This window comes from Haliscomenobacter sp., from assembly GCF_033763495.1.
In the GTDB taxonomy this organism is placed as follows: Bacteria; Bacteroidota; Bacteroidia; order Chitinophagales; family Saprospiraceae; genus Haliscomenobacter.
In genome coordinates, this window is sequence record NZ_JANRKL010000193.1 from 20,752 (window position 1) to 45,057 (window position 24,306).

Here is a 24,306-nt window from a genome sequence, read left to right on the forward strand (position 1 = left end):
CTCGTCTTATGTTAAAGTAGCTTCCTATTCCCACTTTACCTTGTTAAAACCCTTGGGTTTACAGCAATTTGCGGTATTTTTACCAAGATTACAACTACACAGGATGTTGCGACTGCTGTTTTTACTGCTGATGACGATGACGGTAAGGGGAAAGCTCTCTGCTCAGGATACCCTTTTGTATTGGCCAAAGTTGGAATTGGGCATGAACATTACCCAAACCCTGGCTGGTTTTTTTAATTCCGGCGGGCAAGGATTGCCTACCGATCCTTACTTGTTCAGCCTCAAAATTCCGGGGGCTCGCAGTACTTTCCGCACGGGGTTCAACGCCCGTTTGCGCAATCGGGAAGAAGCCTCCAATACTGGCCAACGCCTGATTAATGAGCGGGATTTTCACCTGCGCGCAGGGCTGGAATGGCGGCGGGCTTTGACTAAAAAATTCAGTTTTTACTACGGCATTGATGCCATCATGCGTTATCAACAGGAAGATGTTGATTTCACTACCAATGGCGGAACAATTGAATTGGGCAGCAATAATATTGGTTTTGGTGGTGGCCCTTTGATGGGTATACTATTTCACCTGTCGTCTAAGATAATGCTGAGCACCGAAAGTAGTTTGTATGGAATGGCGAGTTCGGGGAAAGAAAGAGATCAAACCGATCCAGGAGTCCCACCGACCGAGCAGAAGATCCGGCAGTTTGAAATGCTGCCTTCGATACCGAATTCCTTGTACGTGTTTTTCCGCTTTTGACCATGCGCTACCTGACGATACTTACTGCTAGCCTGTTCATCGGCCTATTGATGGCCAACGTGTTGAGTGCTCAAAACGAGCAAGATCGTTTTTTGCCCCCTGGAGGATACCGGGTGATGGGATTCAATACTACCCCGCTTTTGGTGCAGTTGATTCCCTTTAACCGTTCAGATCCACGGGTAGTTGGGCCTTATTATGTGAATTGGCGGAGTTACGTGCAAAAAAACGACAAATTGAAAGGCTTTAAAATAAGCTTGGGTATTGATCTTTCTGATGTTGATGACATAAATCCAGTTCAGGCATTTTTCAACTTTCGCTTGGGATTTGAAAGTTACCGGCGGATCAGCCCACGTTGGGGGTATACCCGGGGTTTTAATGGCTTTTTCAGTTCAGGAGATTTTAATACCCCGGGTTCTAAACCCAACAACGATGTTTTTTTAGGCATAGGGCCACATTGGGGTGTCGATTTTTTCGTTTCCTCTAAAGTGAGTCTTTCGTTGGAAACTGCACTGGTAATTGGAACTGCTGGTTTTGGACCCAAGCTTGAGTTCATTCCACCCGTAGCCCTCAACCTCAATTTCTGGTCGCCCAAACGCGTACTGCGTGTCATTTCAAATGAATAATTCTTTTATAGCTGAATAACCACCTGTCTTATGAAGAAAATTACACTACTCTCCTTACTTACAATTGGCCTGCTCATCGGCCTGACCGCATGTTACGAAGAAATGGAATTTGAGGATGCTCTGGCTGAGCCCAATTTGCCCGAGGAGGTGATGGATTATACCTCCTTGCAGATGCCTGAGCACATGAAAAATACTTTCCTGGGCTTCAGTAATAATATTTTTGGGCAGCCTGGGGTGAAACCCAATCCTGGGCTGATCAACAGCCCCAATTTTATCGATCCTAATTTTATCAACAATACCAATATCACCTTGGGGCCAGCCAATCCGGTGGTCAGCAACCACGGGGCCACCTTGGGGCGAGTGTTGTTTTACGATACCCGTTTGTCCATCAACAACTCCATTTCCTGCGCTTCTTGCCACAAGCAAGAACTGGCCTTTTCGGACAATGCCCAATTCAGCAAAGGTTTTGGGGGCAAAATGACCCCTCGCAACTCAATGGCCATCATCAATTCGGGTTTGAACCACAACCTGTTTTGGGACTCCCGCGTACATTCCGTGACGCAATTGGCCCTAGAGCCTGTGCGCAACCACATTGAAATGGGCATGGAATCCATGGAGGTTTTAGAGAAAAAATTAGCGGCAACCAACTTCTATCCCGAACTTTTTGCCAAAGCTTACGGCAAATCAACCATCACCAGCGCCACTATTGCCGATGCCATGGCACAGTTTGTCTGTTCCATCATTTCCAGCAACTCCAAATTCGACAAGGGGGTAGCCAGCAATTTCAGCAATTTTACCGAACTGGAAAAAATGGGTCGTGCGCTTTTCTTCAGTTCCAAAGCCAAGTGTTCGGAATGCCATGCTGGCAGCAATTTTTCTGCGCCTGATAATCCCCATTCCAACGATCCTTATGGCTCGCCTGAAATTGGCGGAACTGCGGTGATTGGTTTGGAAATTTTGGCCAAAGACAAAGGCAAAAACAATGGCAGTTTCCGTATTCCCAGCTTGCGCAACGTGGGCCTGACTGCACCTTATATGCATGATGGGCGTTTTGCCAGCCTGGATCAGGTAATCGACCATTACAACAGTGGCATTCAGGCTCATCCTGATCTTGACCCCAAATTCATCGACAAAGATGGCAAGCCGCTGAAAATGAACCTGAATGCGATTGAAAAGAAAGCGCTGGTGGCTTTCCTCAAGACTTTGACCGACGAATCGATCACCAAAGATCCTCGGTACGCGAACCCTTTTAATTGATTGGATTTGGCTTCATCAAATGCAGTAAACTCTGGCGTTCGTTCGTTTTTAGATTGATGACATCGAACTTGCGGGCACAGTTGAATGAGCCCATATCTGAGTCACTGTTAATCAGAATAGCACCTATCAAAATAACGTAGCGGCAATTGTACTGGGTTGCCGCTACCAATTCCTCGATCCGACGGTCGATGGCCTCATAAATGACTTCGGTGGCTTCTTTCAGCGGGATCGCCGCACTCAAAATCCGATCTTTTTCTTTCAGCAAAATTTGCTCAATGGTATTCATCTGATAGTCCATGTCGGTCACATTCCCGGCAGTAATTTGACCGTTGATCAGCTTGTTCAGTGCCCCTTTAGCTGCGCCACAACATCCCGAGTTTTTACTTTGTCCAAAACGATGAATTTCCCCAAAAGCACCATTTTTAGCTACTCCGATATGTGGACCATAGTACACAAATACCGCCCCATCATCGGGTACATGGCTGGCAAAAGCCCCCATTCCGGTAAGTCCGGTAAAGGGAAATCCATCCAGTCCGCCCATTTTAAAAGGGCCTAAAAACTCATGTGCGCGAGCAGGATACTGGATGCTGTTGACGTCATCACTACAGATGCTATCGGCCAGCATGACTTGCGCTGGCTCCAGATCTAATGTTTCTTCCACAAAATCGATCAATCGATTGACTCCGTCAATTGTGGTGATGGCGTCGTGGTAGTATTGGCGGATGATGGCGAGTTTTTCGCGTTTTTTCATGATTGGCGTTTATGGTCAGATATGGATGAAAATTTGCTGATTAAAATCCCCATCAAGACGACGAGGTAAAACTGCCCGGCAATGCCAAACAAAGCCGTGATCAGTTTGGTATGATGGGTGTTGGGTGTTATGTCTCCAAACCCAATGCTGGTCAGGGTGATGCTGCAAAAATAGACCAGGTCCATGTAGGTGGCAGCCGTACCACTGGCGCTTACCCCCTTGAAGGAGTCGGGATTGGCATAGACAAAAATTTGCAACAGGAAAACCGCCATTTCAATAAGCAGCAGGTAGCCACAGGCCGAAGCGGATATGACATCCACATTGATGTAGCTGGGGCGGGTCAAAAACTTGATGATTTCCCAAAATATGAAGGCGAAATAAATCACATAGGTCACATTCAGGGCAAGCATAAAATAGGGAACCCCGGAGGCAAAGGTCAGCGCAATAGGAAAACCAAACACTAGGATAAACAAGAAGTTGCGCACGACATTTTTCCACTTGCCTTTTTCAACAAACACCCCCACACTGGCAATGCCCAGAATCAACATGTTGATCGGCCAAATCACTTTGGTATACAAGGGAAGATTTTGCAAAAAAACACCAATAAAAAGATGTTGAAGCAGTGCAAAGAGCAGCAGTTCGTATTTACGTCTCCGCAAAAACTGGTCAAATTTTGATCTTAATCGGGGCATGGAGTGAATTTTAGGCAACTTTTTAGTGCCTAAAGATAATACACCTGTTTTCAAGCCAGCTCAAAAACCAGGTGCTATTTCAATCCTACTACTATTTTTTGATGGTACAATTGGTGCTGTTCGGTTTTGACACAAAGCAAATACACGCCTTTGGGGAAGGCTGATACCTGTATGGAGATTGGAGCATTGGGGTTTTCAATCGCCTGTTTGAACACCATTTGGCCATAACTATTGTACAAAAAAAGTTCAGCAGCCACATCCATACCGCGTTCTGAAATCCGCACATTGATTTGTTCCTGAGTCGGATTGGGAAACACTTTGATGCGTTCAATCTTTTTCGGGTCTGCAACTGCGGTGGTCACGCTACTGCTGGAATTCCGTTTGAAAAAAGCCCAAATCAACTGACTTGCATTGAGGTCTTGATTGGTATTGCCGAATGGTAAATTGGTTGGCGCACCCGGCCAGGTATGGCCTCCATTGGTGATTTTGTAAAAAATGACTTCACTCTTGTTGGTCCCATTTCCGTAGGCATATTGCTCCGCCGTGGATCCGTCATTGGCATTGCTATTGGGAATGGGGGTAATGATGGGCGTCTTGGTGCATTTGTTTCGATCTACCCACCATTTGATAGTTGTCTCGACCGGAGGGATGCCAATAGTGCCGTTGTAATTGACCAGGGGATCGGTAGTACCATGAAAATGAATCACTGGCAATCCATTGGGTAGCGGGCAATTGTTTTGCAAGTTGGTACTCATGTTGCCCGAAACTACACCTATTGCTTTTAATGGGACGGCACAAGCCAGTCGGTACGACATAAAACCACCCATCGACATACCTGTAGCAAATAAGCTATTGTTGATGGAAAAGTCTTTTTTTAGAGAATCAACGAGATGGGTCAAAAAATTGACGTCCTTGTCCCCAGTGAAACTCCAGGAACCACCGATGGCGTTGGGATAGACCACGATGAAATTGGCGGTATCGGCTATCTTATCAAACTGGGAATAGGCTTGTTGCTGGGCTGCGTTGGAATTGAGGCCGTGCAGGTTTAAGACCAGTGGGTAACGGGTACTCGATTTGTAACTTTTGGGCAAGTATACAATGTAGTTGCGGTATTCACCTTGCTCAAAAATGGAATCTTTTTGGCCAAAAAGGGCAGTGCAATTCAGTATGGCTACCAAAAAGAGCAGGGTAAATTTTAGGGTTTTCATGCTAGCTTGGGTTGGGAATGAGCAATAGCACTTGGACTAGGATTTGCCCCGATGGTTTAAATCTTCTTTTCTACAGAACGCCAAACAATTAATACCCTGAACTCACTTCCCCCCTTCCATCTCCCGCTCATACCGAACCCGTTCCAGAATAGAATTCCCAAAAACGCAAAGCCCTGCATTAAAGACACAAAGCGATACAGTGCCCGCAGGCACCCATTGCATCCACGATGCGCCAGAAGCTTTGAGCATGGCCGATTCTGCCACCAGGCAGACGCCAAATCCGAGGATGACCAGACCCAGTGGAGCCTGTATCATCCAATTGCGGTAGTGTTTGTTGTTCATGCTTATTTATAAAGTGGTAACTTTCGGACGCAAATACCTCCTTCATCAATGGTCATCAAATGACCTTGTTCGGCGGCTTCGACCAAATCAGAGAAGTTTTACACTACGATCTCTCTGAACAAAGCCTCATTTATGGCGCCAAAGCGAAAAGTTATAATGGACGGGAATTCTTCTTTAGAAAGCGCCATTATTCTGGAAAAATCCAAATCATTCGTCAAAATCGTTTCTCCTGATTTTCGAGCAAAAGCGACAATGTCTTCATCGGGAGTTTGATCCAGCCCAACATCATAAACATGTCGGGCTGAATATCCCAAACTCAGCAAAATATCGCGAAAAGAAGGCAGAAGATTTTCATCAAGCAGTAAATTCATGCAGCAGCGGGAGTAAGCTTCAGTGGAAGATAACGATCCTTAAAATGAGCAGCCGCAAAAGCAATACTCTCGTAAACATCAGTAGTTGATAGCTTTGGATACGCCTCGACAATTTTTTCTACGCTCATACCTCCAGCTAAATACGATAAAATAGCGACAACCGTAATACGGGTATGTTCAATACGGGGTTGCCCGTCACAGAAGTCTGGATCCGCTACTATCCTTTTGAAACCTGCAAAATGTACGTCTGGCATAAACATTATTTATACAAAAATAGCAGGATTTTTTTGTACAATCAAGTCATTGTTGTTTTACCAAGCAGATTTAGTGGAGACGCTTAAGCCCTAGATCGCCCGCATTTTGTTCCCCTTCGCATCATGCGTCACTTCCGCCAGCCCCAATGCCTCCATCAGCGGCGGAACGTACATGCCAAAACGACCCCGATAGCCTTTTTTCAAGCCATACCAACCTCCTACCGGGTTATTTTCGGCACGGCCCCAGGCTTCTACGGTACCTTCTTTCGCTGGTTTTTGCTCGTCGGCACTGCCAAGTTCCATCCAGTCGCCGTGGGCTTTGAGCATCTGGTGCAAGTCTTCCAGGCAGCGGATATCGTAGTGTAAAACGGTTTTCCCTACGGTACACACCAGAATTTCTTTGCCGTCCTTTTCATCCACATGCATGGTGTATTCACCAGATAGCGGCGGAGTTTTAAGTAACATCGGGTTGGCTTTGGTTCCAATTTTGTTTTTCATGGTATTGGGTTTTGGAAATGAGTCAATTGGCTTGCATGATGCTTTCGGCTTCCTTTTTCAGGTCGGCCGCGAACTGTTCAAAGGAGGCATCGAAAGGGGGAATAAAACGGGCGAAGAGTGGAAACATCAGGCCGCCAATTTTTTCCACCATGGAAAAAACAGTGTGACCCTGGTCATTTTTGCTCAGGGTGTACACTCGATTGCCCATTGCATCACCCCAAACCAATCTTTTACCCGCCTCAAACTCCTTTACCTTTAGCTTAAAGGTTCTTTTGGGGTCCAGCGTGGAGATCAATTGAATGGTTTCACCCAAGGTAATATTTCCGTTAATGGAGATCACTGTTGAATTCCAACGTGAAAAATCACTGGCATTGGTCAACAAAGACCAGATGATGGAGGCATCAGCCTGGATGGCGATGCTCACTGCGGTTTCGCGGCTAAAAGTGGTTTTGGTTGTTGCGGCTTTGCCATTTGCTGTTGTAGCACTCATGATGGATGTTTTTTGATGCAATGTTGGTTATTAATGCTTGTTTGCGTTTCTGACGAACGAGCAAATAAAAACGATAGGCTAAACTTCATTTTTTTTCAAAAAACTTTCCATCACTTTTCGATTGTGCTCTAAATGATGCAATTGCAATTCGGCAGCACCGGAAGTAAACGGATCAATACCTTGTAAAATTTGCATGCGGAGGTCAAAAAGGTGCTCTTTGTCTCCTTTTTCGGCGGCCTTGACCATGTCAATTTTGACCGCCTCTTCTTGAAATTTTTGTTGGGGATTAAACACGGCGTTCAACTCCGAACACTGGTGACAAGTCCCTTCCTTGTTGATCAAGGCACAACGTCCTTCAAATATGCTAATCATTTTGGCCCTGGCCGTATGCAGGTAATATTTGACCATGGCCTCGCTGGTATCCACAATTTGCAGGATTTCAGCAACCTTAAAATCGTATACTTCCTTGAGTAGAAGGCAGATTTGCTGCTCCAGTGGCAGTGATTTGGCGATACAGGTAAAACAAAAAGCAATGTGTTCCTTGATTTCGAAAGCACCTTGGGTGGAACTGTGGCGGATTTGCATGGCTTCCTGAAAGAATTGAGGATTGGACATAGCCGCCGATTTACAGATGTCGGTTACGTCTTCCGTCCAGCGTCTTTTAGCCCTCAGTTTGTCTTTGGCAAGATTAGAGGCGATCGAAAATATCCAGGTTTTGAGTGAAGATTCACCACGGAAGCTTTCAATTTTTTCAGCTGCTTTGAGGTAAGTATCCTGAACAATGTCTTCGGCATCAGCTACACTCGCCGTAATCCTGAGGATAAAGGATTTGAGTTGACCCTGGATTTGTTCAAATTCGGTGTTTAGGTGGGTGGTGGACATAGGTGTGTCGGTTTCTAGTAAGATATTAAAAACCAGTAGAATTAATACCAGAATGGAGAGATTTAATCAATTGTTAACCTACAATCCGATCCAACCACCAATTGGCTCTGGCTCCAGTGATGCCACTACTCGGGCAAGTCCCCTCCCCTCGCAATTCCTCCACGATGCTTTGAATCAAAGGTTGTTGGACATGCTCTGGGTAAGGGATGGGGTATTCCATCAAGCCCTCTGCCGTCTCAACCCGGATGGGCGAGTCGTTGAAAAAAGCAAAACTGATCTTGCCTTTCGAGCCGATGATTTGGGTTTCATCGGTCCGCTGTTCGGGGTTGACGGTAAAGCACCAGGTGCCTGAGCCCATCACGCCTGAAGCAAACTCAAAATTGGCCACCACCAGGTCATCCGCAGCGTAAAGCCCGGCCTGATTGCGTGCCATCCCCTGCACCTGATGGATGTCGCCCAGCAAATACTCCAAAAAATCCAATTGGTGTGAGGCCAAGTCATGAAAATGGCCACCCCCGGAAATCTCGGGATTGACCCGCCAACGGGGTTGAGGGTTTTCGGCAATCTCCTCGGCTTGCGGCGGGTTGTGGATGCGCAGGTGCACAAAACGAATGTCGCCAATGACTCCAGAGTGTACCAATTCGCGGATTTTGAGGAAATTGGGCAAGGAACGGCGATAGTAGGCTACAAAAAGAGGCATCCCGGTTTCCTGGCTCACCTGATTCATCGCCGCACACTCGGCACTGTTCATGGCCATGGGTTTTTCGACGTATACTGCCTTTCCCGCACGCATGGCTCGGATGGCGTAATCGGCGTGGACATTGGGAGGAGTGGCGATATAGATGGCGTTGACTTGGGGGGCTTGCAAAAGGGCATCCACATTGTCGTACCAGCGGGGTACCTGGTGGCGTTGGGCGTAATCGGCAGCTTTATCGCGGTCGCGGGCCATCACGGCCACCAGCGTAGAATGAGGTGTTTTGCTGAATGCCGGGCCGCTTTTTTTCTCGGTTACGTTTCCGCAGCCGATCATGCCCCAATAGATGTGGGATAAAGACATGGTATTTATGTAGGGGCAACCCTTTGTGGTTGCCCACCGCTAAAATAGCAAATAATAATCGTGGGGGCAACCCTAAGTGGCTGCCCCTACGATTTGGCAATAGCCAACTTATCTTTTTCCAGATACCGGAAATTCGTATACCCCAAATACACACAAAACAGCAAGGTCACAATACTCATGTAACCTACCCAGTTGTAATGGATCAATTTTCCGCTCTCAGGGTCTTTGGTCACAATAAATCCAGCTACCAAAGCCGCAAGGCCACTGCCCAACTGCTGGACACTGCTATTAAAACTCTGAAAGCTTCCCCTCTGCTCTGGATTGACCACACTGGTAATCATCGCACTGGAGGTCACCCCCCGACCAGTCGCCACCGAAAACCAGAGCCCGAACAAGGCCAAAACCGGAATATACGCCTGCATGGGCGGTAAGTTGGTAATGACAAAAACCATCGGCAGCGCTGAAAAGGTACAAATCATAAAAATGAACACCTTTCCGTGAATATCCGACAACCTTCCCAATATGTTCGAAGCAAAAAAGGCCGCGACTCCTCCAACGAGGTATATTAAAGGTGTAATGTTTTTGGAAAAACCAACATTAAACTCCATGAAGGGATTGATGAAAGGGATGATGGAAAAATGTCCAAACATGATCAATCCACTAAAAAGTAAGGCGGTGTACTGGCGGCGATCCGCAAAAACATTCGTGATGACGCTCCACTTGCTGTGCCGTTCAGCCCCCACAGGTTGGATATGCCCCGTCATATTGGGTAAGTAGCGGATCAACAAGGGAACCAATACAATCCCCAGAATACCCACCAACAAAAATGGAGCATGCCAGGAAATCAGATTGGCCAAATACAAGGCAAAAGGCACCCCAAAAGTAGAAGCCAATGCAAAGGCCGACATGATGGCCCCCATCGCCGCCCCCCGCCGCTCGTAAGGGAAACTATCCGCCACAATAGATAAAACCTGAGCTCCAATCAGGCCGCCAAATAAACCAGCAACCGTACGGGCTATAAAGAGGGTGATAAAGGTAGGTGCAAGGCCACAAGCAATGGTGCCAAGTAAAAAACCAATGTAGGCAAATAGCAATACTTTTTTACGGTCGTAACGATCCACAAAAAAAGCAGCTCCAAAACCAGATACCGCGGCACTGATGGTATAAGCCGACACCAGTACAGAAAATTGCTGCGGCGACAGATCAAAATAAGGCATTAGGTAATTACCCAAAGGCATGAGGATCATAAAATCCAGAATGTGGGTAAAGTTCAAGGCCGCCAACAGGATCAGGATAATCCGCTCTCTCCAGCTCATAATGTAGTAGTTGTGTTCGGGTGAAGAAGGTGTTCGAAGGTATGAAACAGTTTCTAAGGATAAGGATAGGAACACAAAAAACAAGTTTCGGGTTTCATGGAAGCCAAATCTTTTCCATTTCTATTGGTACATACACTTTTTTTCTAGAAAGACAAATATTTTTTATCCGCCTGTGGAAAAAATGTTAGTCTTTTCCACAATTTTGTTTTGGTTTAGTGTGAAAAAAGGAGGAAATTGGACTCCTGATTAAACCAAAAGTTTTATGATAGCCAAAGACCAGGAACAAATTGCACAACTACAAACCTATTCTTTCGAAGAGGCTGTGGCTGCCAGCACCGAGTATTTTAAAGGCGATAACCTCGCTGCCAACGTATGGGTAAACAAGTATGCCTTAAAGGATTCCTTTGGCAATATTTATGAGAAAACACCAGAGGACATGCACCGTCGCATTGCCCGGGAGATCGCGCGCATCGAGTCCAAGTACCCTAACCCATTGAGTGAAGAAGAAGCTTACGGATTGTTGAAAGATTTTGCCTACATCGTGCCCCAAGGTAGCCCGATGGCTGGCATTGGCAATAACTTACAAGTATCCTCGCTGTCCAACTGTTTTGTGATTGGCAACTTTGCCGATTCTTACGGTGGGATCATCCGCACCGATGAAGAACAGGTGCAACTGATGAAGCGCCGTGGTGGGGTAGGTCACGATTTGTCGCACATTCGCCCCAAAGGTAGCCCAGTGATGAACTCTGCCCTGAGCTCTACCGGGATCGTGCCCTTCATGGAGCGCTACTCCAACTCTACCCGCGAAGTAGCTCAGGATGGCCGTCGCGGTGCACTGATGCTGAGTGTATCCAGCAAACACCCCGATGCAGAAGCCTTCATCGACGCAAAATTGGAGCAGGGCAAAGTAACCGGTGCCAACGTATCCGTACGCATCGACGACGAATTTATGCGCGCCGCCATGAGTGGCACCCCTTACAAGCAGCAGTTCCCGGTTGATTCGCCCAATCCCAAAATGACCAAGGAGATCGATGCTTCGGCCCTTTGGGACAAAATCATCTACAACGCCTGGAAATCGGCAGAGCCGGGGGTATTGTTCTGGGATACTGTGATTCGGGAATCTGTGCCAGATTGTTACGCTGACTTGGGCTATCGTACCAGTTCAACCAATCCTTGTGGCGAAATTCCCCTTTCTCCCTACGACAGCTGCCGCCTCTTGGCGTTGAACCTGTACAGCTACGTTGAAAAGCCCTTCACTCCTGAAGCGCGTTTCAACTTTGAAAAATTTGCGGAACATGCCCAATTGGCCCAGCGCATCATGGACGATATCATCGACATGGAGATGGAAAAAATTGACCGCATCATCGAAAAAATTGAAAAAGACCCGGAAGCCCGCGACCTGAAAGACGTGGAATACGAGCTTTGGAATAAGGTACGCACCGCTTGTATTGGCGGTCGCCGTACGGGTGTGGGCATTACTGCTGAAGGCGACACCCTGGCTGCATTGGGCTTGCGCTATGGCAGCGACGAAGGCATCGAAATGTCTGTAAAAATTCACCAATGCCTGGCCATCAATGCCTATCGCTCGTCTGTAGAAATGGCGCGTGACCGCGGGGCCTTCCCCATTTACGATACCCAGCGGGAGGCTAACAACCCTTTCATCCAGCGTTTGGCCGCTGCCGACCCACAGTTGTACGCCGACATGCAGCGCTACGGCCGCCGCAACATCGCCCTGCTGACCATCGCACCTACGGGCACCACCAGTTTGATGACCCAAACCACTTCGGGGATCGAACCGGTATTTATGGTGAGCTACAAGCGCCGCCGCAAGGTAAATCCCAACGACAAAGACGTCAAAGTGGCTTTCATCGATGAGGTGGGCGACCACTGGGAAGAATACAACGTGTTCCACCACAAATTCCTCGATTGGCTCCAGCAAAATGGTTACAATGTAGATGAGGTGACCAAAATGAGCGCCGAGGAATTGCAACCCATTATTGAAAAATCCCCCTACTATAAGGCCAGTGCCAATGATGTAGATTGGGTGCAAAAGGTAAAAATGCAGGGTGCCATCCAAAAATGGGTGGATCACTCCATCAGCGTAACGGTCAACATCCCGGAAGATACTTCCGTGGACATGGTCAAGCGCATTTACCAAACGGCCTGGGAAGAGGGCTGCAAGGGTTGTACCATTTACCGCGATGGTTCCCGCTCTGGCGTTTTGATCTCTTCGGAGAAGAAAGACAAAAAAGCAAAAAAGGGTGCCAATGGCCAGTCTTCCAATGGCAACGGCCACGCCAAGTTTGGAGAGGCCCACTATCCCGAGCGCCCCGATCGCCTGGAAGCCAAAATTGTACGCTTCATGAACAACGACAAGCAGTGGATCGCCGTAATCGGCCTGCTGGAAGGTCGTCCTTATGAAGTTTTCACTGGCGCTGCTATCGACACCTTCAAGTTGCCACCCTACGTAGAAACGGGTTGGGTCAACAAAGCCAAAGGTGAAGATGGCCGCAACCGCTACGACTTCCAGTTCATGGATCGCGACGGTTACCGCGTGACTATCGAAGGCCTCAGCCGCAGCTTCAACAAGGAATATTGGAACTACGCCAAACTGATCTCCGGCGTACTCCGCCTGGGTATGCCCATCCAAAAAGTGGTCGACCTGGTCGAAGGCCTCAACGCCGACGAGGATTACATCAACACCTGGAAAAATGGGGTGGTTCGCGCCCTAAAAACGCTGGTGCCTGATGGGACGAAGGCGGCGAAGGCAGAGTGCCCATCTTGTGGGGCTGCGCATGGATTAGTGTATAAGGAAGGGTGTTTGAGTTGTGTGAGTTGTGGGTATTCGAAGTGTAATTGAGAAGATAAAAAATAAAAAGCCGGGTCGTCTGTATTGGTGACCCGGCATCAAATGATACAGATGAGAAAAAAACTATTCCTTTGGATATATTGAAAACTATTCAAGATACTGTTGATAAGGCTAATAAAAATGAGTTTATCTGCTCAGAAGTATCAATTGATACACTTTTAACACTTCGCGACAACGAAATAGATTCTATTTTCTACTTCAAAGTCGTCTCATGTCGAGAGGAACGCGGCAAGACACTTTATTCTTTAGAATACCTACCTTCTAATGGAGCGAGCCAAGGAGTTTTTAAAGACTCCGTCGCCATAGATGGTTTCAAAACTCATTTGGATAATTGGCTTAATCTACTTAGTGAATATAATCTATCATATCCTTTATTCGAGGACCCTATTTTAAACACCTATTACAACGAATTATCGCCAAGTTTTGAAATCCTTGAACCCGACGCGGATACAGCCCCATATAATTTTGAAAAACAAGCATATATAACAAATATTTACAACAAATTAATTGAGTTGATTTTGAAAGAAAAACCAAATGAGGATCAAGAAGAAGCAGAGCACATTATAAGTATGATCGAGGTTAACAAAAAACAAATTCCCAAGCAGGCAAAGAAGAAAGTTATTGAAAACCTCAAAAGAGTTGTTGCTCACTGTTTCAAGTATAGCTTTGAAGTGGGCAAATCAATCGCCGCAGACGTTATAGTAGAAGTAGGTAAGAGATTATTAACGGGTGGGTAAAGCACAATATTTCTATTCAACCGCTCCCGCGGTTGCCACCCACCCCCAACCATCCTTATCCCCGGACGACCGGGGCTATTCAGAATTCAACCGCTACCGCGGTTTGTAGTGGCAAAAAAATCAATGGCCTATACCTCATAATCTGGCTCAGGCCACGCCCTAAAATCGAACATAAACCACTAAAAATCACACCTCCCCGCAATCGCGGAGCTATTCAATTCTGAATAGCCCCGGTCGTCCGGGGTAAAATCCGTACCTAAGGTTTTCACACCCGCGGATGCGGTTGAACCACTCTACTCCCAACACCAAAACACAACAAAATTTTCAATCTTCAAGGGCGATTCAAACTCCCTAAAATTCAATTCAACCGCTCCCGCGGTTGCCGCCCACCCCGACCATTCCCTTATCCCCGGACGACCGGGGCTATTCAAAATTCAACCGCTACCGCGGTTTGTAGTGGCAAAAAATCAATGGCCTATGCCTCATAACCTGGCTGAGGCCATACCTTAAAATCGAACATAAACCACTCACCATCAGGCCTCCCAAGAATCGCGGCAGCGATTCAATTCTGAATAGCCCCGGTCGTCCGGGGTAAAAATCGGCACCTCAGGTTTTCACAACCGCGGATGCGGTTGAACCGTCCGACCCCATTCAATCCAGGTATTTTTCATCAAACTCAATTCCATGCTCCCGGAACAATTCGATCAATTCTTCGCGATAGGTTTTGGTTCGATGGTGCTCCTCCTGGTTTTTCACATATTCAATGAGGGTATCTTTATCCCTGTAGGAATGGGTGAATGCTCCATACCCGTCTTGCCATGAATCAAACTTGGGGAATAGATTTTTCTCCTTGATAAAATCGCTACTCGCCAATTTGATGTCTTTGACCAAAGAAGCCAAAGCTACAGATGGGTGAATGTGTAGCGCGATATGAAGGTGGTCTTCCACCCCATTGATCCGGTACAAATGACATTTTTTCTTCTTCAAAATCCCCCAAATGTAATTAAACAGCTCCTGCCGATTTTCCTTGACCAAAATAGCTTCGCGGTATTTGGTGCCAAATACGATGTGGTACAAAATTTGTGTGTAGGTACGCATGCCTGAAAAAATTTGAATTGAACAACAATGAATTGGTCTCGCCCGCAATAGATCGGGGCATGCTGCGATTGCAGCCAGAAAGGAGCGTAAAGAATAGTTGTTTATTCAGGCAAAAAAGATGTTCAAATGTACAGGATTCTGAAGGATTTTCCAAAACCAAAAAAAAAATTATTCAACCGCTCCCGCGGTTGCCACCCACCCCCAACCATTTCCTTGTCCCCGGACGACCGGGGCTATTCAAAATTCAACCGCTGCCGCGGTTAATAGCGACCAAACATAAATGAGACATTAACTTCAAATTCGACCGCAATCACGCGCCCAAATCGAACCCAATGCAATCACAATCAGCCCCCACCAACCACGGCAGCAACTCACTTCACCCGAAACCAGGTCTGTGTCCGATAAATTCCCGTCCAGTGCTTCCCGCGCACTTTGAGTTCATTCGGTTTGTCGGCTTCCACCCAAACCACGCAGCCGTAGACGTTTCCATTCTGAGGGTCGAGGATGGTTCCGTTTTTCCAGGTACCTTCCACTTCCTGCATCCCTTCGATGATGACCATCCCATTCACGGGTTGGCCTTTTTTCTCCCCTTTGCACTCGTCGCACTTGGCATTGGGTTTGTCGGTCAGGATTTTGATGATCTTGCCGTACATTTTGCCATTTTTTTGGTACACCTCTACGTGTGATTTGGCCTCGCCCGTTTTGTCATCAATGCTTTTCCAAACGCCGAAGGGGCTGTTGCTTTGAGCAGTTATTGTAGCGATGCCAAGTAGCATCAAGAAGCTAAAAAAACAATACTTCATTGGTCAATTTGATTTGGTTAGTAACGAGTAAAAAATAAGTTGTCAGTTGTCAGAGCTACCATCCTAGTTCCTCCGGGTGCCAGAATACTTCCTTGAAGTTGACTACCCGGTCATTTTCCACTTTAACGCCTTCTGCTTCCAAAAGTTGTTGCATCAAACTAGGCGGCTTGAAGTGCGCTCGCCCACTCAGTTCACCTTTACTATTGACCACCCGGTGCGCGGGAACGTCCCCAAAGGCGGAGCAGTTGTTCAAGGCCCAGCCTACCATCCGCGCCGAGCCCAGAGCCAAATAATCGGCAATGGCGCCATAGCTGCTTACCCGTCCGGGTGGAATCAGGCGGGTGATGTCAAAAACAAGTTCCTGATAATTTGCTTTGGCCATACTGCTATTTTACCTGTACATGAATGTGATCGTCGTGGCGCACAGCCTGACAACCGTGGTACCGAATGTTGTTGAGGCGGCCCAAACCGAGGCGGCCTTTGAGATGGGGTTCGATGAAGATTTTTTCAGTAGCAGGGTCTTGAGATAAGTTCTGCACCAATTGAGTATTCAGTTCCGCATCAAAGGGGTAGCGTTTGGGATCGCTTTTTACTAAGGTTTGTAAAAGGCTGTACTGCCAGGCGCCCCGTTGAGCGCATATTTCTGGTTGGTTCAACTCCCCTTCAGCGGGTGGCTCCGAAAAGCCGTAACCCATAAAACTCGGGTATTGGGTCGTGCTCTTTTGCTCGCGGGTGTCGTAGCGAAAAAAAGCGAGGTCCAGTTTTCGCCCATCACTATGGCTAAGGTGGGGGAAAAGAGGAAATTTTTTCCCGAAAGGAAAATTGGCATCCAGGTACATCAGGTGTTGTTGGGCGTCCAGTTTTTGCAAAAAACGGCCTTGTCGGATTGCCAGCTCGTACAAAGCCGGGGTCACATAATGGCGGTTGCTCAGGCAAGTCCACCAGCTGAGTGGTGCCACGGGCCGATCAGATCTTGCCCCCAGGGGTAGCGCTACCCGCCCGTTGAGTCGTGCCAATAAGGGAACCAATACGATGGCGGAAAAAAAATAAAGCAAACCAAAGGATAAACTGCGCCAGGCCCAAAGCCCTTTTAGCGACTTGCGTCTCAGCCACAAGGCTCGATTCAGCAACCAAATCAGGCCACCCACCTGGGTAAGCACGGTGAGGAAAAACAGCCAGATCATTTGGATCAATACCAGGAATATGCGCATCGGGTTTGTTTTTTAGCACAAGGCAAAAATAAAATTGTTAAAATTCATACATTTATTGGGATCATGGTCTAGGAAAAGTACTGCTTTCAAATTTTATTTGTTTACATTTGCGTCGTTTTTCTTCAAAGTTAATTAGAAAAGATGGCTCTGATTAGTACAATTCGCAAGAATAGCGCTTTGATTGTGGTGTTGATCGCGCTTGGCCTACTTGGCTTCATTATTCAGGATATGACGGCTGGCCAAAATAGTATCTTTGGCAGTTTACAACCTAGCATTGGCAAAATTAATGGCCAAGGAGTAGACCTGAATGAGTTTAACCGCACCGAAAGTATCCTCTATGCAGGATCTACTGGTGATATTTATGCTCGCCGCAGTGCGCTCTGGGATTATTTCGTGGAAAAGGCACTGATTGATCAGGAAGGCGAAAAGCTTGGCCTTGGGGTAAGCAAAAATGAGTTAAACGATCTTCAATTTGGCCCAGAACCCAGTCCAATCATCATGCAGCGTTTCATGGATCAAACGACGGGTCAACTCAACCGGGAACAATTGAACTCCCTGAAGCAGCAAATCACCTCCAATACCATGACTGCTACTGCCCGCTCTTATTGGGCAATTCAGGAGCAGGAGATCATCAAGGATCGCATTCAGACCAAGCTGGTCAACATGGTATCCAAAGGGATGTACATGCCTAGTTGGGCAGCTGAAATGAGCCAGAAAGAAAGTGCAACCATGATGGAACTGGTTTATACCCGCATTCCATTTGATGCCATCGACAACGCTGAAGTATCCGTTTCTGATGAGGATTATGCCAACTACCTGAAAGAAAACCCAGGGTTGTTCAAGTTCACAGAAGAAGCGCGCAAACTCGGTCTGGTTATTTTTGATGTAAAACCAACCAAAGCAGACTCTGCTGCACAACGCAAAAAAATTGCGGACCTGATTACCGAGTGGAAAAAGGCTCCCAACGATACGGTGTTTGTAGAGCAATATCTTGGAACCATAGATGGTGCCTATGTCAAAAGAGAAGGTTTGTTGCAGAATGCTGACAGCATCTTCAACTTGCCAATCGGCGGTATTTTTGGCCCTTATGTTGAAGGAAACGCTTACCGCGCCGTAAAACTGCTGGACCGCAAAGTCATACCCGATAGTGTAAAATCGCGCCATATCCTGATCCGTCCTGACGCTACAACTCCATTGGCAGTGGCAAAAGCTCGTATCGACAGTATCAAAGGTGCCATCGAAAAAGGTACCACCACCTTTGAAGCCATGGCTGCCCGTTTTGGCCAGGATGGCACTTCGATGAGTGGGGGCGATTTGGGTTATACCGGGCCTGGTGGCATGGTTAAACCTTTTAATGACCTGATTTTCTTTCAGGCTGAACAGGGGAAATTGTACACTGTCGAAACCCAGTTCGGTGCACACTTGGTAGAGGTTACAGGCAAAAGAATCACTTCCAATGGTTCGGGTGTACGATTAGCTTACATTGGCGAGGTCATCAAACCTTCCAAGGAAACCGAAACCAAACGTTTTGACGAAGCACAACGCTTCCTGAATGCCAACAACAAAAACATTGATGGCATGTTGGCCGCAGCAAAAAAAATAAAAGGAGTTACTCAAGAAACCAGCCCGGCTGTTAATGCCAATGAATTCTTTGTAGGTTCTTTGGGCTCTGGCCAAACTTCTCGGGAAATCGTTCGTTGGGCCTTCGATGCCTCCAAAGGGGAGGTTGCTCCTGATATCTACACGTTCACTGATCCCACCGAATTTTACACCAACAAGTACGTACTGGCTGGCGTAAAAACCATCTTCAAACCTGGAGCTCCTACCGCAGATCAGGTGAAGGAAGATATAGAAACGGCTGTTATCAACCGCAAAAAAGGAGAGTTGATCATTGATAAAATCAAAGGCAAAGGAGTAGAAGCAGCAGCAGCTCAATACAGCGCCAAAGTGGACACCCTGCGCAACATTCGTTTCAACCAGTCTTTCCTGCCTAATAACGTTGGTAGCGAACCTCGTTTCAATGCCTATGCTTTCAAATTGAAACAAGGTCAAACCAGCAAACCATTTGCAGGAAACAATGGTGTATATGTAGTCAATGCATTTTACGTCTCAACGCCTAGTTCAGCTTCTGATGTCAATCAGTTGAAGTCCACCCTTGCTACCAGTGCACGGGCTCAGGTAAGTACTCGTTTTATGCCAGCCTTCCGCAAAATGGCCAAGATCAAAGACAACCGTTCGAAATATTTCTAAGCGAAAAGCTTATTTTGATAAAAAAGCGGACCCTGGGTAGCCCTAAGGTCCGCTTTTTTTATGATGTTTACTAAATCTCGAAGGTTTAGTAAATATATGCTCCTATCATTTAAACGGATGTTTCGCCTGGGGCAAAGCAGCCAAAGGATGGTATTCACCAGACAGCCCCCGCACTTCAGCTTCGCGAATCTCGTGCACCAGCGCAATCGAAGGCGCAGCATCCCTCAAACCAAAGCCCTGACCGTCCAATATTCCCTTGTAACTTTCCGTGTGCAAATCGGTAAAACCTTCACTAAATTCAAGTTCCTGGCCATCAATACGGATAGATCGAAAGGTTCGCCCGCCTCTTTCCTGCACGGTTGTTGGTAAGGTTTTTTCGTCGATGCTCAAAAACCAGCGTACCCGAGCTTGCTCCAGTTCCAGGTATCCGGCCGCCCGATCGTGGCTGTGCTGATGTACTTCACTTTTTTGGACCGATCCAAAAATCCAGATCAGCATATCGAAAAAATGAATGCCAATGTTGGTAGCAATGCCCCCGGATTTGGGCAATTCCCCCTTCCAACTGGCAAAGTACCAGGCACCCCGAGCAGTAATGTAAGTCAAGTCAATGTCGTATTTTTTGCCCGTGGTTTGCACTGCGACTTGTTGCTTCAGTGCCTTGATCACTGGATGTAAGCGCAATTGCAGGATGGTAAAGACCTTATGTCCGGTCTCTTGTTCGTTGCGTTGAAGGGCTTCGGCATTCCAGGGGTTGAGTACCAATGGCTTCTCACAAATGACATCTGCTCCCTGCCGCAACCCAAAGCGGATATGGGCATCATGCAGGTAGTTGGGCGAACAGATACTCACGTAATGCAAGTTTTGCCCTTTTTGCCGGAATTTTTCCAAGTGCCGATCAAAACGTTCAAATTCTACAAAAAAAGCTGCTTCTGGAAAATAGGTATCCAAAACTCCAACAGAGTCCGTAGGGTCCATGGCCGCGATCAAACGATTACCCGTTTCCTTAATGGCGCGCAAATGGCGGGGTGCCACGTAGCCAGCTACTCCAATCAGTGCGAAATGTTGCATTTTTGGAAGTTGAGAAGGTTGAGGGAGGTTGAGAAGGTTGAGGCTACCGCAGCGACTTAGACAAGGACGCGTCAAAGTTGCTCGCGGTAGCCTCAACCTCCCTCAACCCTCTCAACCTTCCTAAACCTTTTTGACCTGCCCTTCTTCCAGCCGATACCTCTCGCCGGAACCAGGACAAGTAGCCAGGTTTTGTTCATCAAAATAAAGGCGTTCGCCATATTCACTCATCCAGCCAATGGCTTTGGCGGGATTACCCACCAGCAAAGCATAAGCTGGAACATCTTTCAAGACAACGGCGCCAGCCCCGATAAAGGCATAAGCCCCAATGCGGATGCCACACAATATGGTGGCATTGGCTCCAATGGTGACGCCACCTTCTACCCAGGTTTCACGATACTCTCCCTTGCGGTTGATGGCACTACGTGGGTTATAAACGTTGGTAAAAACCATCGAAGGTCCCAGAAACACATCGTCTGCACAGATGACCCCTGAATACAGCGATACGTTGTTTTGCACCTTGACATTTTTTCCCAAAACCACTCTATCGGCAACAAACACGTTTTGCCCCAAACTGCATTGTTCACCAATAACAGCACCAGGCATAACGTGACAGAAATGCCAGATTTTGGTACCTGCTCCAATTTGGGCACCTGGGTCGACGATGGCGGTGGGATGTTGGTAGAACATGTCGCTGAAAGGGTTGAGAAGGTTGAGAGAAGTTGAGAAGGTTTAGGCTACCGCAGCGATCCTTGCAATTCGGCTACGCTCAGCGACCGGATTAAACCTTCTCAACCTCATAGGTTATCAAATTTCGAAATCGCACCCGTTTTTTCAAACAACTCCGTCAAAGACATTTGGGTTTGACGGATGTCCTGCCAGTCTTTGAGGATGATGCCGAGGGTTGATTCTACGGTTTCTTTGTCCAGGTGTTCGATGTGGAGGTTGGCCAGTGCTGTTGCCCAATCGAGGGTTTCGGCTACCCCGGGTACTTTATCGAGGCGAAGTTGGCGCAATTCGCGCATGAAGGCGCAAATTTGTTCCCCCAACTTGGTATCAATTCCCGGCACTTTGCTTCGTACAATTTGTAACTCCTTTTCAAAATCCGGGTAATCGATGTACAAGTACAAACAGCGGCGACGCAGGGCTTCGGATAACTCCCGCACCCGGTTACTCGTCACAATCACATGGGGGCGGTGGGTAGCCTGGATGGTTCCGATTTCTGGAATGGTGATTTGCCAGTCGGAAAGTACTTCCAGTAAAAAACTTTCAAATTCTTCGTCGGCCCGGTCGATCTCATCGATGAGGAGCACTGGCGCTTTATGGTGGGTAATGGCCTGAAGCAAAGGGCGTTTGAGCAGGAATTTTTCATTAAAGATGTTTTTTTCCCGTTCCGCCAAACTCATTTCCAGGCCTTCTTCCATTTTCAGGTACAATAGTTGCTGCTGGTAATTCCATTCGTAGAGGGCATGATTGGCATCCAGCCCTTCGTAGCATTGCAGGCGGATCAAATCTGTATCCAGGGCTTTGGTCATCACCTTGGCAATTTCCGTTTTGCCTACTCCTGCTGGCCCTTCAATCAAAAGGGGCTTGCCCAAGCGCATCGACAAAAACAAGGACAGCACAATCGGTTTTTCGGTAATGTAGCCTTGCGCAGCCAATAAATCCTGCACTTGTTCCAGTGTTACCATAATAGCCTATTTATGAATCAGAGGCGTAAATTCCCCTTCACTTTTGGCTACTACAATGGTTGCCACTGCATTCCCAATGAGGTTGGTGATTGCTCTGGCCTCGGACATGAAGCGATCCACACCCACCAGCAGCCCCAAACCCTCGATCGGTATTTGGGGAAATGAAGACAAAGTAGACGCCAAAACGATAAATCCACTTCCGGTGACCCCAGCGGCACCTTTGGAAGTCAATATTAGAATGCCAATGATGTACAATTGTTCTTGAATACTCAGCTTTACCCCAAAAACCTGGGCAATAAACAGTACCGACATCGACAAATAGATGCTGGTTCCGTCCAAATTGAAGGAATAGCCAGTGGGAATGATCAGTCCAGCAGCTTGTTTGGAAGCGCCGTAGCGTTCCATTTTTTCAATCATGCGCGGTAGCACTGATTCCGAGGAGGAAGTGCCCAATACAATCAAAATTTCTTCTTTGATGAAGCCCAGTAATTTCCACAAACTGATTTTGGAAAAATAACAAATGAGGTTCAACACCACAAAAATGAACAAGGCCATGGTGATGTAAACCGTCAGCATGAGCATGGCAAGTGGTTTGAGGGTAGCCAGTCCATATTTACCTACCGTGTAGGCCATCCCACCAAATGCACCCAAGGGGGCCAGTACCATGATCATGGCCATGATTTTGAACAAGACCTGTAGAATTTTATCAAAAGTTTTGAGCAACCCGTGCCCGGTATCCCCCAACTGAGCAATCCCGATGCCAAAAAGGATGGAAAAGAACAATACCTGCAACAAATTCCCCTCCGCAAAAGCACCCAACACATTGGGGGGCACAATTTCGGTGATGTGATCTACCCAGGTTTTTTCCTTACTTTTTTCCACGTACTCACTGACGTCGCCACTGTTGAGATGCGCGGTATCCAGGCCAGCACCCGGTTGAATCAGATTGGAAACCACCAAACCAATGAACAAGGCCAGGGTGGTAACTGTGATAAAATACAATAGGGCTTTGCCTCCAATACGCCCAAACTGTCGGATGTCGCTCACCTTGCCAATACCCGTCACAATGGTCAAAAATATGATGGGCGCAATGACCATCTTGATCATGTTGATAAAGGTTTTGGCGATGGGCTGCATAGCTTCTCCCGTTTTTGGGAAAAAAGCGCCCAACAGCACCCCCAGCGCAATGGCTACCAACACCCTGAACGTAAGGTTGTTGTAAAATCGTTTGGGCCGCGTTTGTTGGACTTCCGGCCCTTCTGCGTTTGGGTCGGGGATGTAGGATTGGATCATAGATTTCGGTGCTTGTTAGACTTTACGAACAGAAGGTGGCTCGGTCAGAACGAGTGCATTAACCCATAAATTCTGTTGCGTAAATATAACCGAAAATCTGAGGGTTTTGCGGAAGGGCTACAATTGAAGCACATTTTTTTGATTCAACTCTGTAAAAAATCTACTATAATAAATTGTTCACCATCCTGGATCGGGTATACACCTTCGGGAATACAAATATTCGTGGTTTCCAATGCTGTTGATAGGTGGTCCGAAAATGCAAAAGCCTCTTCCAAACAAAAATACCCACCGGCAAAACGCAGTGCGTACTGCTCTGGCATAATCGAACTTTTTAAAAATGTAAAACGAATCGTCGAAGAATTAACCACTTGCAGATAAGCCAAACTCGCACCACAAGGCGCCTTACCTGCCTGATAATCAGGAGAATCTACCGCATTGATTTTACAAATGCCCATACCCTTGCAGTCTCTACTACTTAAACCATACACCACTTCTGCCAAAATCCGGGTTTGAGGCCCTTTTCTGTCAGCTATTCTGGAGCCACTGTCTATTGCTTGGATTGAAGTACGCTTGGTCATTTTTTTTCTTGGCTTTTTAAGGTTTGGGATAACATTTTGTTCAAATGTGAGGTTTAAATTTCAATAAAGCAAGGCATTTTTGCCCAAAAATGACCAGCCTAAATGCATAAGAATGTAGTTGCCGACATTTTTTTCGGTAAATCATCGGTCATTTTTTTGTAAATTCCAAAAAAATCCTAATTTTGAAATTCGGCTAATGAAGTTTTTAAGTTTGGATCTTAC

26 protein-coding genes are annotated in these 24,306 nt (G+C 47.0%); 6 read left to right on the forward strand and 20 right to left on the reverse strand.

Annotation, left to right across the window (positions count from 1 at the left end; genetic code table 11):
- The first annotated feature begins 103 nt into the window (after positions 1-103).
- Genes SFV55_RS22180 through SFV55_RS22190 form a run of 3 tightly spaced genes read left to right on the forward strand, consistent with a single transcriptional unit; the run spans position 104 to position 2,628 of the window.
- Positions 104-748, forward strand: coding sequence for a hypothetical protein (locus SFV55_RS22180; protein WP_320031749.1), 645 nt, complete (start codon positions 104-106; stop codon positions 746-748).
- A 2-nt stretch (positions 749-750) separates the two neighbouring features.
- Positions 751-1,371, forward strand: coding sequence for a hypothetical protein (locus SFV55_RS22185; protein ID WP_320031750.1), 621 nt, complete (start codon positions 751-753; stop codon positions 1,369-1,371).
- Between the two features lie 30 nt (positions 1,372-1,401).
- Positions 1,402-2,628, forward strand: coding sequence for a cytochrome-c peroxidase (locus SFV55_RS22190; RefSeq protein ID WP_320031751.1), 1,227 nt, complete (start codon positions 1,402-1,404; stop codon positions 2,626-2,628).
- On the opposite strand, the gene SFV55_RS22195 is transcribed toward SFV55_RS22190, so the two are convergent.
- The 11 genes from SFV55_RS22195 to SFV55_RS22245 all read right to left on the reverse strand — a co-directional run bounded on the left by SFV55_RS22195 (position 2,621) and on the right by SFV55_RS22245 (position 10,489).
- Positions 2,621-3,379: a hypothetical protein gene (locus SFV55_RS22195; protein WP_320031752.1), complete on the reverse strand. Its 759-nt coding sequence runs from the start codon at positions 3,377-3,379 to the stop codon at positions 2,621-2,623. The two genes, SFV55_RS22190 and SFV55_RS22195, sit on opposite strands and share 8 nt — an antisense overlap.
- Positions 3,376-4,071 (reverse strand): potassium channel family protein, encoded by a 696-nt coding sequence (locus tag SFV55_RS22200; RefSeq protein ID WP_320031753.1) that lies wholly within the window; start codon positions 4,069-4,071, stop codon positions 3,376-3,378. Before SFV55_RS22200 ends, SFV55_RS22195 begins: the two co-directional genes overlap by 4 nt.
- 74 nt (positions 4,072-4,145) lie before the next feature.
- Positions 4,146-5,279 carry a T9SS type A sorting domain-containing protein gene (locus SFV55_RS22205; RefSeq protein WP_320031754.1) on the reverse strand — a complete coding sequence of 378 codons (1,134 nt, stop codon included), beginning with the start codon at positions 5,277-5,279 and terminating at the stop codon, positions 4,146-4,148.
- A 102-nt stretch (positions 5,280-5,381) separates the two neighbouring features.
- On the reverse strand, positions 5,382-5,621 hold the full coding sequence (locus SFV55_RS22210; RefSeq protein ID WP_320031755.1) for a hypothetical protein: 240 nt from the start codon (positions 5,619-5,621) through the stop codon (positions 5,382-5,384).
- Between the two features lie 98 nt (positions 5,622-5,719).
- A complete protein-coding gene (locus tag SFV55_RS22215) occupies positions 5,720-5,992 on the reverse strand; it encodes a DUF5615 family PIN-like protein (protein WP_320031756.1) in 273 nt (90 codons plus the stop codon).
- Complete coding sequence (locus SFV55_RS22220; RefSeq protein WP_320031757.1) at positions 5,989-6,246, reverse strand: DUF433 domain-containing protein; 258 nt, start codon at positions 6,244-6,246, stop codon at positions 5,989-5,991. Before SFV55_RS22220 ends, SFV55_RS22215 begins: the two co-directional genes overlap by 4 nt.
- A 90-nt stretch (positions 6,247-6,336) precedes the next feature.
- Positions 6,337-6,744: a DUF6855 family protein gene (locus SFV55_RS22225; protein ID WP_320031758.1), complete on the reverse strand. Its 408-nt coding sequence runs from the start codon at positions 6,742-6,744 to the stop codon at positions 6,337-6,339.
- 22 nt (positions 6,745-6,766) lie between these two features.
- Positions 6,767-7,234, reverse strand: coding sequence for an SRPBCC domain-containing protein (locus tag SFV55_RS22230; protein WP_320031759.1), 468 nt, complete (start codon positions 7,232-7,234; stop codon positions 6,767-6,769).
- A gap of 78 nt (positions 7,235-7,312) precedes the next feature.
- A complete protein-coding gene (locus tag SFV55_RS22235; protein WP_320031760.1) occupies positions 7,313-8,116 on the reverse strand; it encodes an RNA polymerase sigma factor in 804 nt (267 codons plus the stop codon).
- Positions 8,117-8,189: 73 nt separating this feature from the next.
- Positions 8,190-9,173 carry a Gfo/Idh/MocA family oxidoreductase gene (locus SFV55_RS22240; RefSeq protein ID WP_320031761.1) on the reverse strand — a complete coding sequence of 328 codons (984 nt, stop codon included), beginning with the start codon at positions 9,171-9,173 and terminating at the stop codon, positions 8,190-8,192.
- 86 nt (positions 9,174-9,259) lie between these two features.
- Positions 9,260-10,489, reverse strand: coding sequence for an MFS transporter (locus tag SFV55_RS22245; RefSeq protein ID WP_320031762.1), 1,230 nt, complete (start codon positions 10,487-10,489; stop codon positions 9,260-9,262).
- A 262-nt stretch (positions 10,490-10,751) separates the two neighbouring features.
- Here SFV55_RS22245 and SFV55_RS22250 point away from each other — a divergent pair, with 262 nt between their 5' ends.
- On the forward strand, positions 10,752-13,349 hold the full coding sequence (locus tag SFV55_RS22250) for an adenosylcobalamin-dependent ribonucleoside-diphosphate reductase (protein WP_320031763.1): 2,598 nt from the start codon (positions 10,752-10,754) through the stop codon (positions 13,347-13,349).
- An 80-nt stretch (positions 13,350-13,429) separates the two neighbouring features.
- Positions 13,430-14,095: a hypothetical protein gene (locus tag SFV55_RS22255; protein ID WP_320031764.1), complete on the forward strand. Its 666-nt coding sequence runs from the start codon at positions 13,430-13,432 to the stop codon at positions 14,093-14,095.
- A 651-nt stretch (positions 14,096-14,746) separates the two neighbouring features.
- On the opposite strand, the gene tnpA is transcribed toward SFV55_RS22255, so the two are convergent.
- The 4 genes from tnpA to SFV55_RS22275 all read right to left on the reverse strand — a co-directional run bounded on the left by tnpA (position 14,747) and on the right by SFV55_RS22275 (position 17,207).
- The gene (gene tnpA / locus SFV55_RS22260) at positions 14,747-15,193 is read right to left on the reverse strand and encodes an IS200/IS605 family transposase (RefSeq protein WP_320031765.1); all 447 of its coding nucleotides are present in this window, start codon (positions 15,191-15,193) and stop codon (positions 14,747-14,749) included.
- 371 nt (positions 15,194-15,564) lie between these two features.
- Positions 15,565-15,996 carry a DUF2147 domain-containing protein gene (locus SFV55_RS22265; protein ID WP_320031766.1) on the reverse strand — a complete coding sequence of 144 codons (432 nt, stop codon included), beginning with the start codon at positions 15,994-15,996 and terminating at the stop codon, positions 15,565-15,567.
- A gap of 55 nt (positions 15,997-16,051) precedes the next feature.
- Entirely contained in the window at positions 16,052-16,378 is a 327-nt protein-coding gene (locus SFV55_RS22270; protein WP_320031767.1) for an MGMT family protein, read from the reverse strand.
- Positions 16,379-16,382: 4 nt separating this feature from the next.
- Entirely contained in the window at positions 16,383-17,207 is an 825-nt protein-coding gene (locus tag SFV55_RS22275; RefSeq protein WP_320031768.1) for a hypothetical protein, read from the reverse strand.
- 141 nt (positions 17,208-17,348) lie between these two features.
- Between SFV55_RS22275 and SFV55_RS22280 the strand changes: the two genes are divergently transcribed.
- Positions 17,349-19,457 (forward strand): peptidylprolyl isomerase, encoded by a 2,109-nt coding sequence (locus tag SFV55_RS22280; RefSeq protein ID WP_320031769.1) that lies wholly within the window; start codon positions 17,349-17,351, stop codon positions 19,455-19,457.
- Positions 19,458-19,562: 105 nt separating this feature from the next.
- On the opposite strand, the gene SFV55_RS22285 is transcribed toward SFV55_RS22280, so the two are convergent.
- From SFV55_RS22285 to SFV55_RS22305, 5 genes are all read right to left on the reverse strand, one after another.
- Entirely contained in the window at positions 19,563-20,525 is a 963-nt protein-coding gene (locus SFV55_RS22285; protein ID WP_320031770.1) for a Gfo/Idh/MocA family oxidoreductase, read from the reverse strand.
- Between the two features lie 120 nt (positions 20,526-20,645).
- Positions 20,646-21,212: an acyltransferase gene (locus tag SFV55_RS22290; protein WP_320031771.1), complete on the reverse strand. Its 567-nt coding sequence runs from the start codon at positions 21,210-21,212 to the stop codon at positions 20,646-20,648.
- 107 nt (positions 21,213-21,319) lie between these two features.
- Positions 21,320-22,213: a MoxR family ATPase gene (locus tag SFV55_RS22295; protein ID WP_320031772.1), complete on the reverse strand. Its 894-nt coding sequence runs from the start codon at positions 22,211-22,213 to the stop codon at positions 21,320-21,322.
- Positions 22,214-22,219: 6 nt separating this feature from the next.
- Positions 22,220-23,506 (reverse strand): C4-dicarboxylate transporter DctA, encoded by a 1,287-nt coding sequence (gene dctA, locus SFV55_RS22300; protein WP_320031773.1) that lies wholly within the window; start codon positions 23,504-23,506, stop codon positions 22,220-22,222.
- Between the two features lie 143 nt (positions 23,507-23,649).
- Positions 23,650-24,084 carry a hypothetical protein gene (locus SFV55_RS22305; RefSeq protein ID WP_320031774.1) on the reverse strand — a complete coding sequence of 145 codons (435 nt, stop codon included), beginning with the start codon at positions 24,082-24,084 and terminating at the stop codon, positions 23,650-23,652.
- Positions 24,085-24,306: the final 222 nt, after the last annotated feature.

Excerpts from the sequence above, each read along its gene's own strand:
- SFV55_RS22180 (WP_320031749.1), top strand. The coding sequence starts at position 104 with ATGTTGCGACTGCTGTTTTTACTGCTGATGACGATGACGGTAAGGGGA.
- SFV55_RS22185 (WP_320031750.1), top strand. The coding sequence starts at position 751 with ATGCGCTACCTGACGATACTTACTGCTAGCCTGTTCATCGGCCTATTG.
- SFV55_RS22190 (WP_320031751.1), top strand. The coding sequence starts at position 1,402 with ATGAAGAAAATTACACTACTCTCCTTACTTACAATTGGCCTGCTCATC.
- SFV55_RS22195 (WP_320031752.1), bottom strand. The coding sequence starts at position 3,379 with ATGAAAAAACGCGAAAAACTCGCCATCATCCGCCAATACTACCACGAC.
- SFV55_RS22200 (WP_320031753.1), bottom strand. The coding sequence starts at position 4,071 with ATGCCCCGATTAAGATCAAAATTTGACCAGTTTTTGCGGAGACGTAAA.
- SFV55_RS22205 (WP_320031754.1), bottom strand. The coding sequence starts at position 5,279 with ATGAAAACCCTAAAATTTACCCTGCTCTTTTTGGTAGCCATACTGAAT.
- SFV55_RS22210 (WP_320031755.1), bottom strand. The coding sequence starts at position 5,621 with ATGAACAACAAACACTACCGCAATTGGATGATACAGGCTCCACTGGGT.
- SFV55_RS22215 (WP_320031756.1), bottom strand. The coding sequence starts at position 5,992 with ATGAATTTACTGCTTGATGAAAATCTTCTGCCTTCTTTTCGCGATATT.
- SFV55_RS22220 (WP_320031757.1), bottom strand. The coding sequence starts at position 6,246 with ATGCCAGACGTACATTTTGCAGGTTTCAAAAGGATAGTAGCGGATCCA.
- SFV55_RS22225 (WP_320031758.1), bottom strand. The coding sequence starts at position 6,744 with ATGAAAAACAAAATTGGAACCAAAGCCAACCCGATGTTACTTAAAACT.
- SFV55_RS22230 (WP_320031759.1), bottom strand. The coding sequence starts at position 7,234 with ATGAGTGCTACAACAGCAAATGGCAAAGCCGCAACAACCAAAACCACT.
- SFV55_RS22235 (WP_320031760.1), bottom strand. The coding sequence starts at position 8,116 with ATGTCCACCACCCACCTAAACACCGAATTTGAACAAATCCAGGGTCAA.
- SFV55_RS22240 (WP_320031761.1), bottom strand. The coding sequence starts at position 9,173 with ATGTCTTTATCCCACATCTATTGGGGCATGATCGGCTGCGGAAACGTA.
- SFV55_RS22245 (WP_320031762.1), bottom strand. The coding sequence starts at position 10,489 with ATGAGCTGGAGAGAGCGGATTATCCTGATCCTGTTGGCGGCCTTGAAC.
- SFV55_RS22250 (WP_320031763.1), top strand. The coding sequence starts at position 10,752 with ATGATAGCCAAAGACCAGGAACAAATTGCACAACTACAAACCTATTCT.
- tnpA (WP_320031765.1), bottom strand. The coding sequence starts at position 15,193 with ATGCGTACCTACACACAAATTTTGTACCACATCGTATTTGGCACCAAA.
- SFV55_RS22265 (WP_320031766.1), bottom strand. The coding sequence starts at position 15,996 with ATGAAGTATTGTTTTTTTAGCTTCTTGATGCTACTTGGCATCGCTACA.
- SFV55_RS22270 (WP_320031767.1), bottom strand. The coding sequence starts at position 16,378 with ATGGCCAAAGCAAATTATCAGGAACTTGTTTTTGACATCACCCGCCTG.
- SFV55_RS22275 (WP_320031768.1), bottom strand. The coding sequence starts at position 17,207 with ATGCGCATATTCCTGGTATTGATCCAAATGATCTGGCTGTTTTTCCTC.
- SFV55_RS22280 (WP_320031769.1), top strand. The coding sequence starts at position 17,349 with ATGGCTCTGATTAGTACAATTCGCAAGAATAGCGCTTTGATTGTGGTG.
- SFV55_RS22285 (WP_320031770.1), bottom strand. The coding sequence starts at position 20,525 with ATGCAACATTTCGCACTGATTGGAGTAGCTGGCTACGTGGCACCCCGC.
- SFV55_RS22290 (WP_320031771.1), bottom strand. The coding sequence starts at position 21,212 with ATGTTCTACCAACATCCCACCGCCATCGTCGACCCAGGTGCCCAAATT.
- SFV55_RS22295 (WP_320031772.1), bottom strand. The coding sequence starts at position 22,213 with ATGGTAACACTGGAACAAGTGCAGGATTTATTGGCTGCGCAAGGCTAC.
- dctA (WP_320031773.1), bottom strand. The coding sequence starts at position 23,506 with ATGATCCAATCCTACATCCCCGACCCAAACGCAGAAGGGCCGGAAGTC.
- SFV55_RS22305 (WP_320031774.1), bottom strand. The coding sequence starts at position 24,084 with ATGACCAAGCGTACTTCAATCCAAGCAATAGACAGTGGCTCCAGAATA.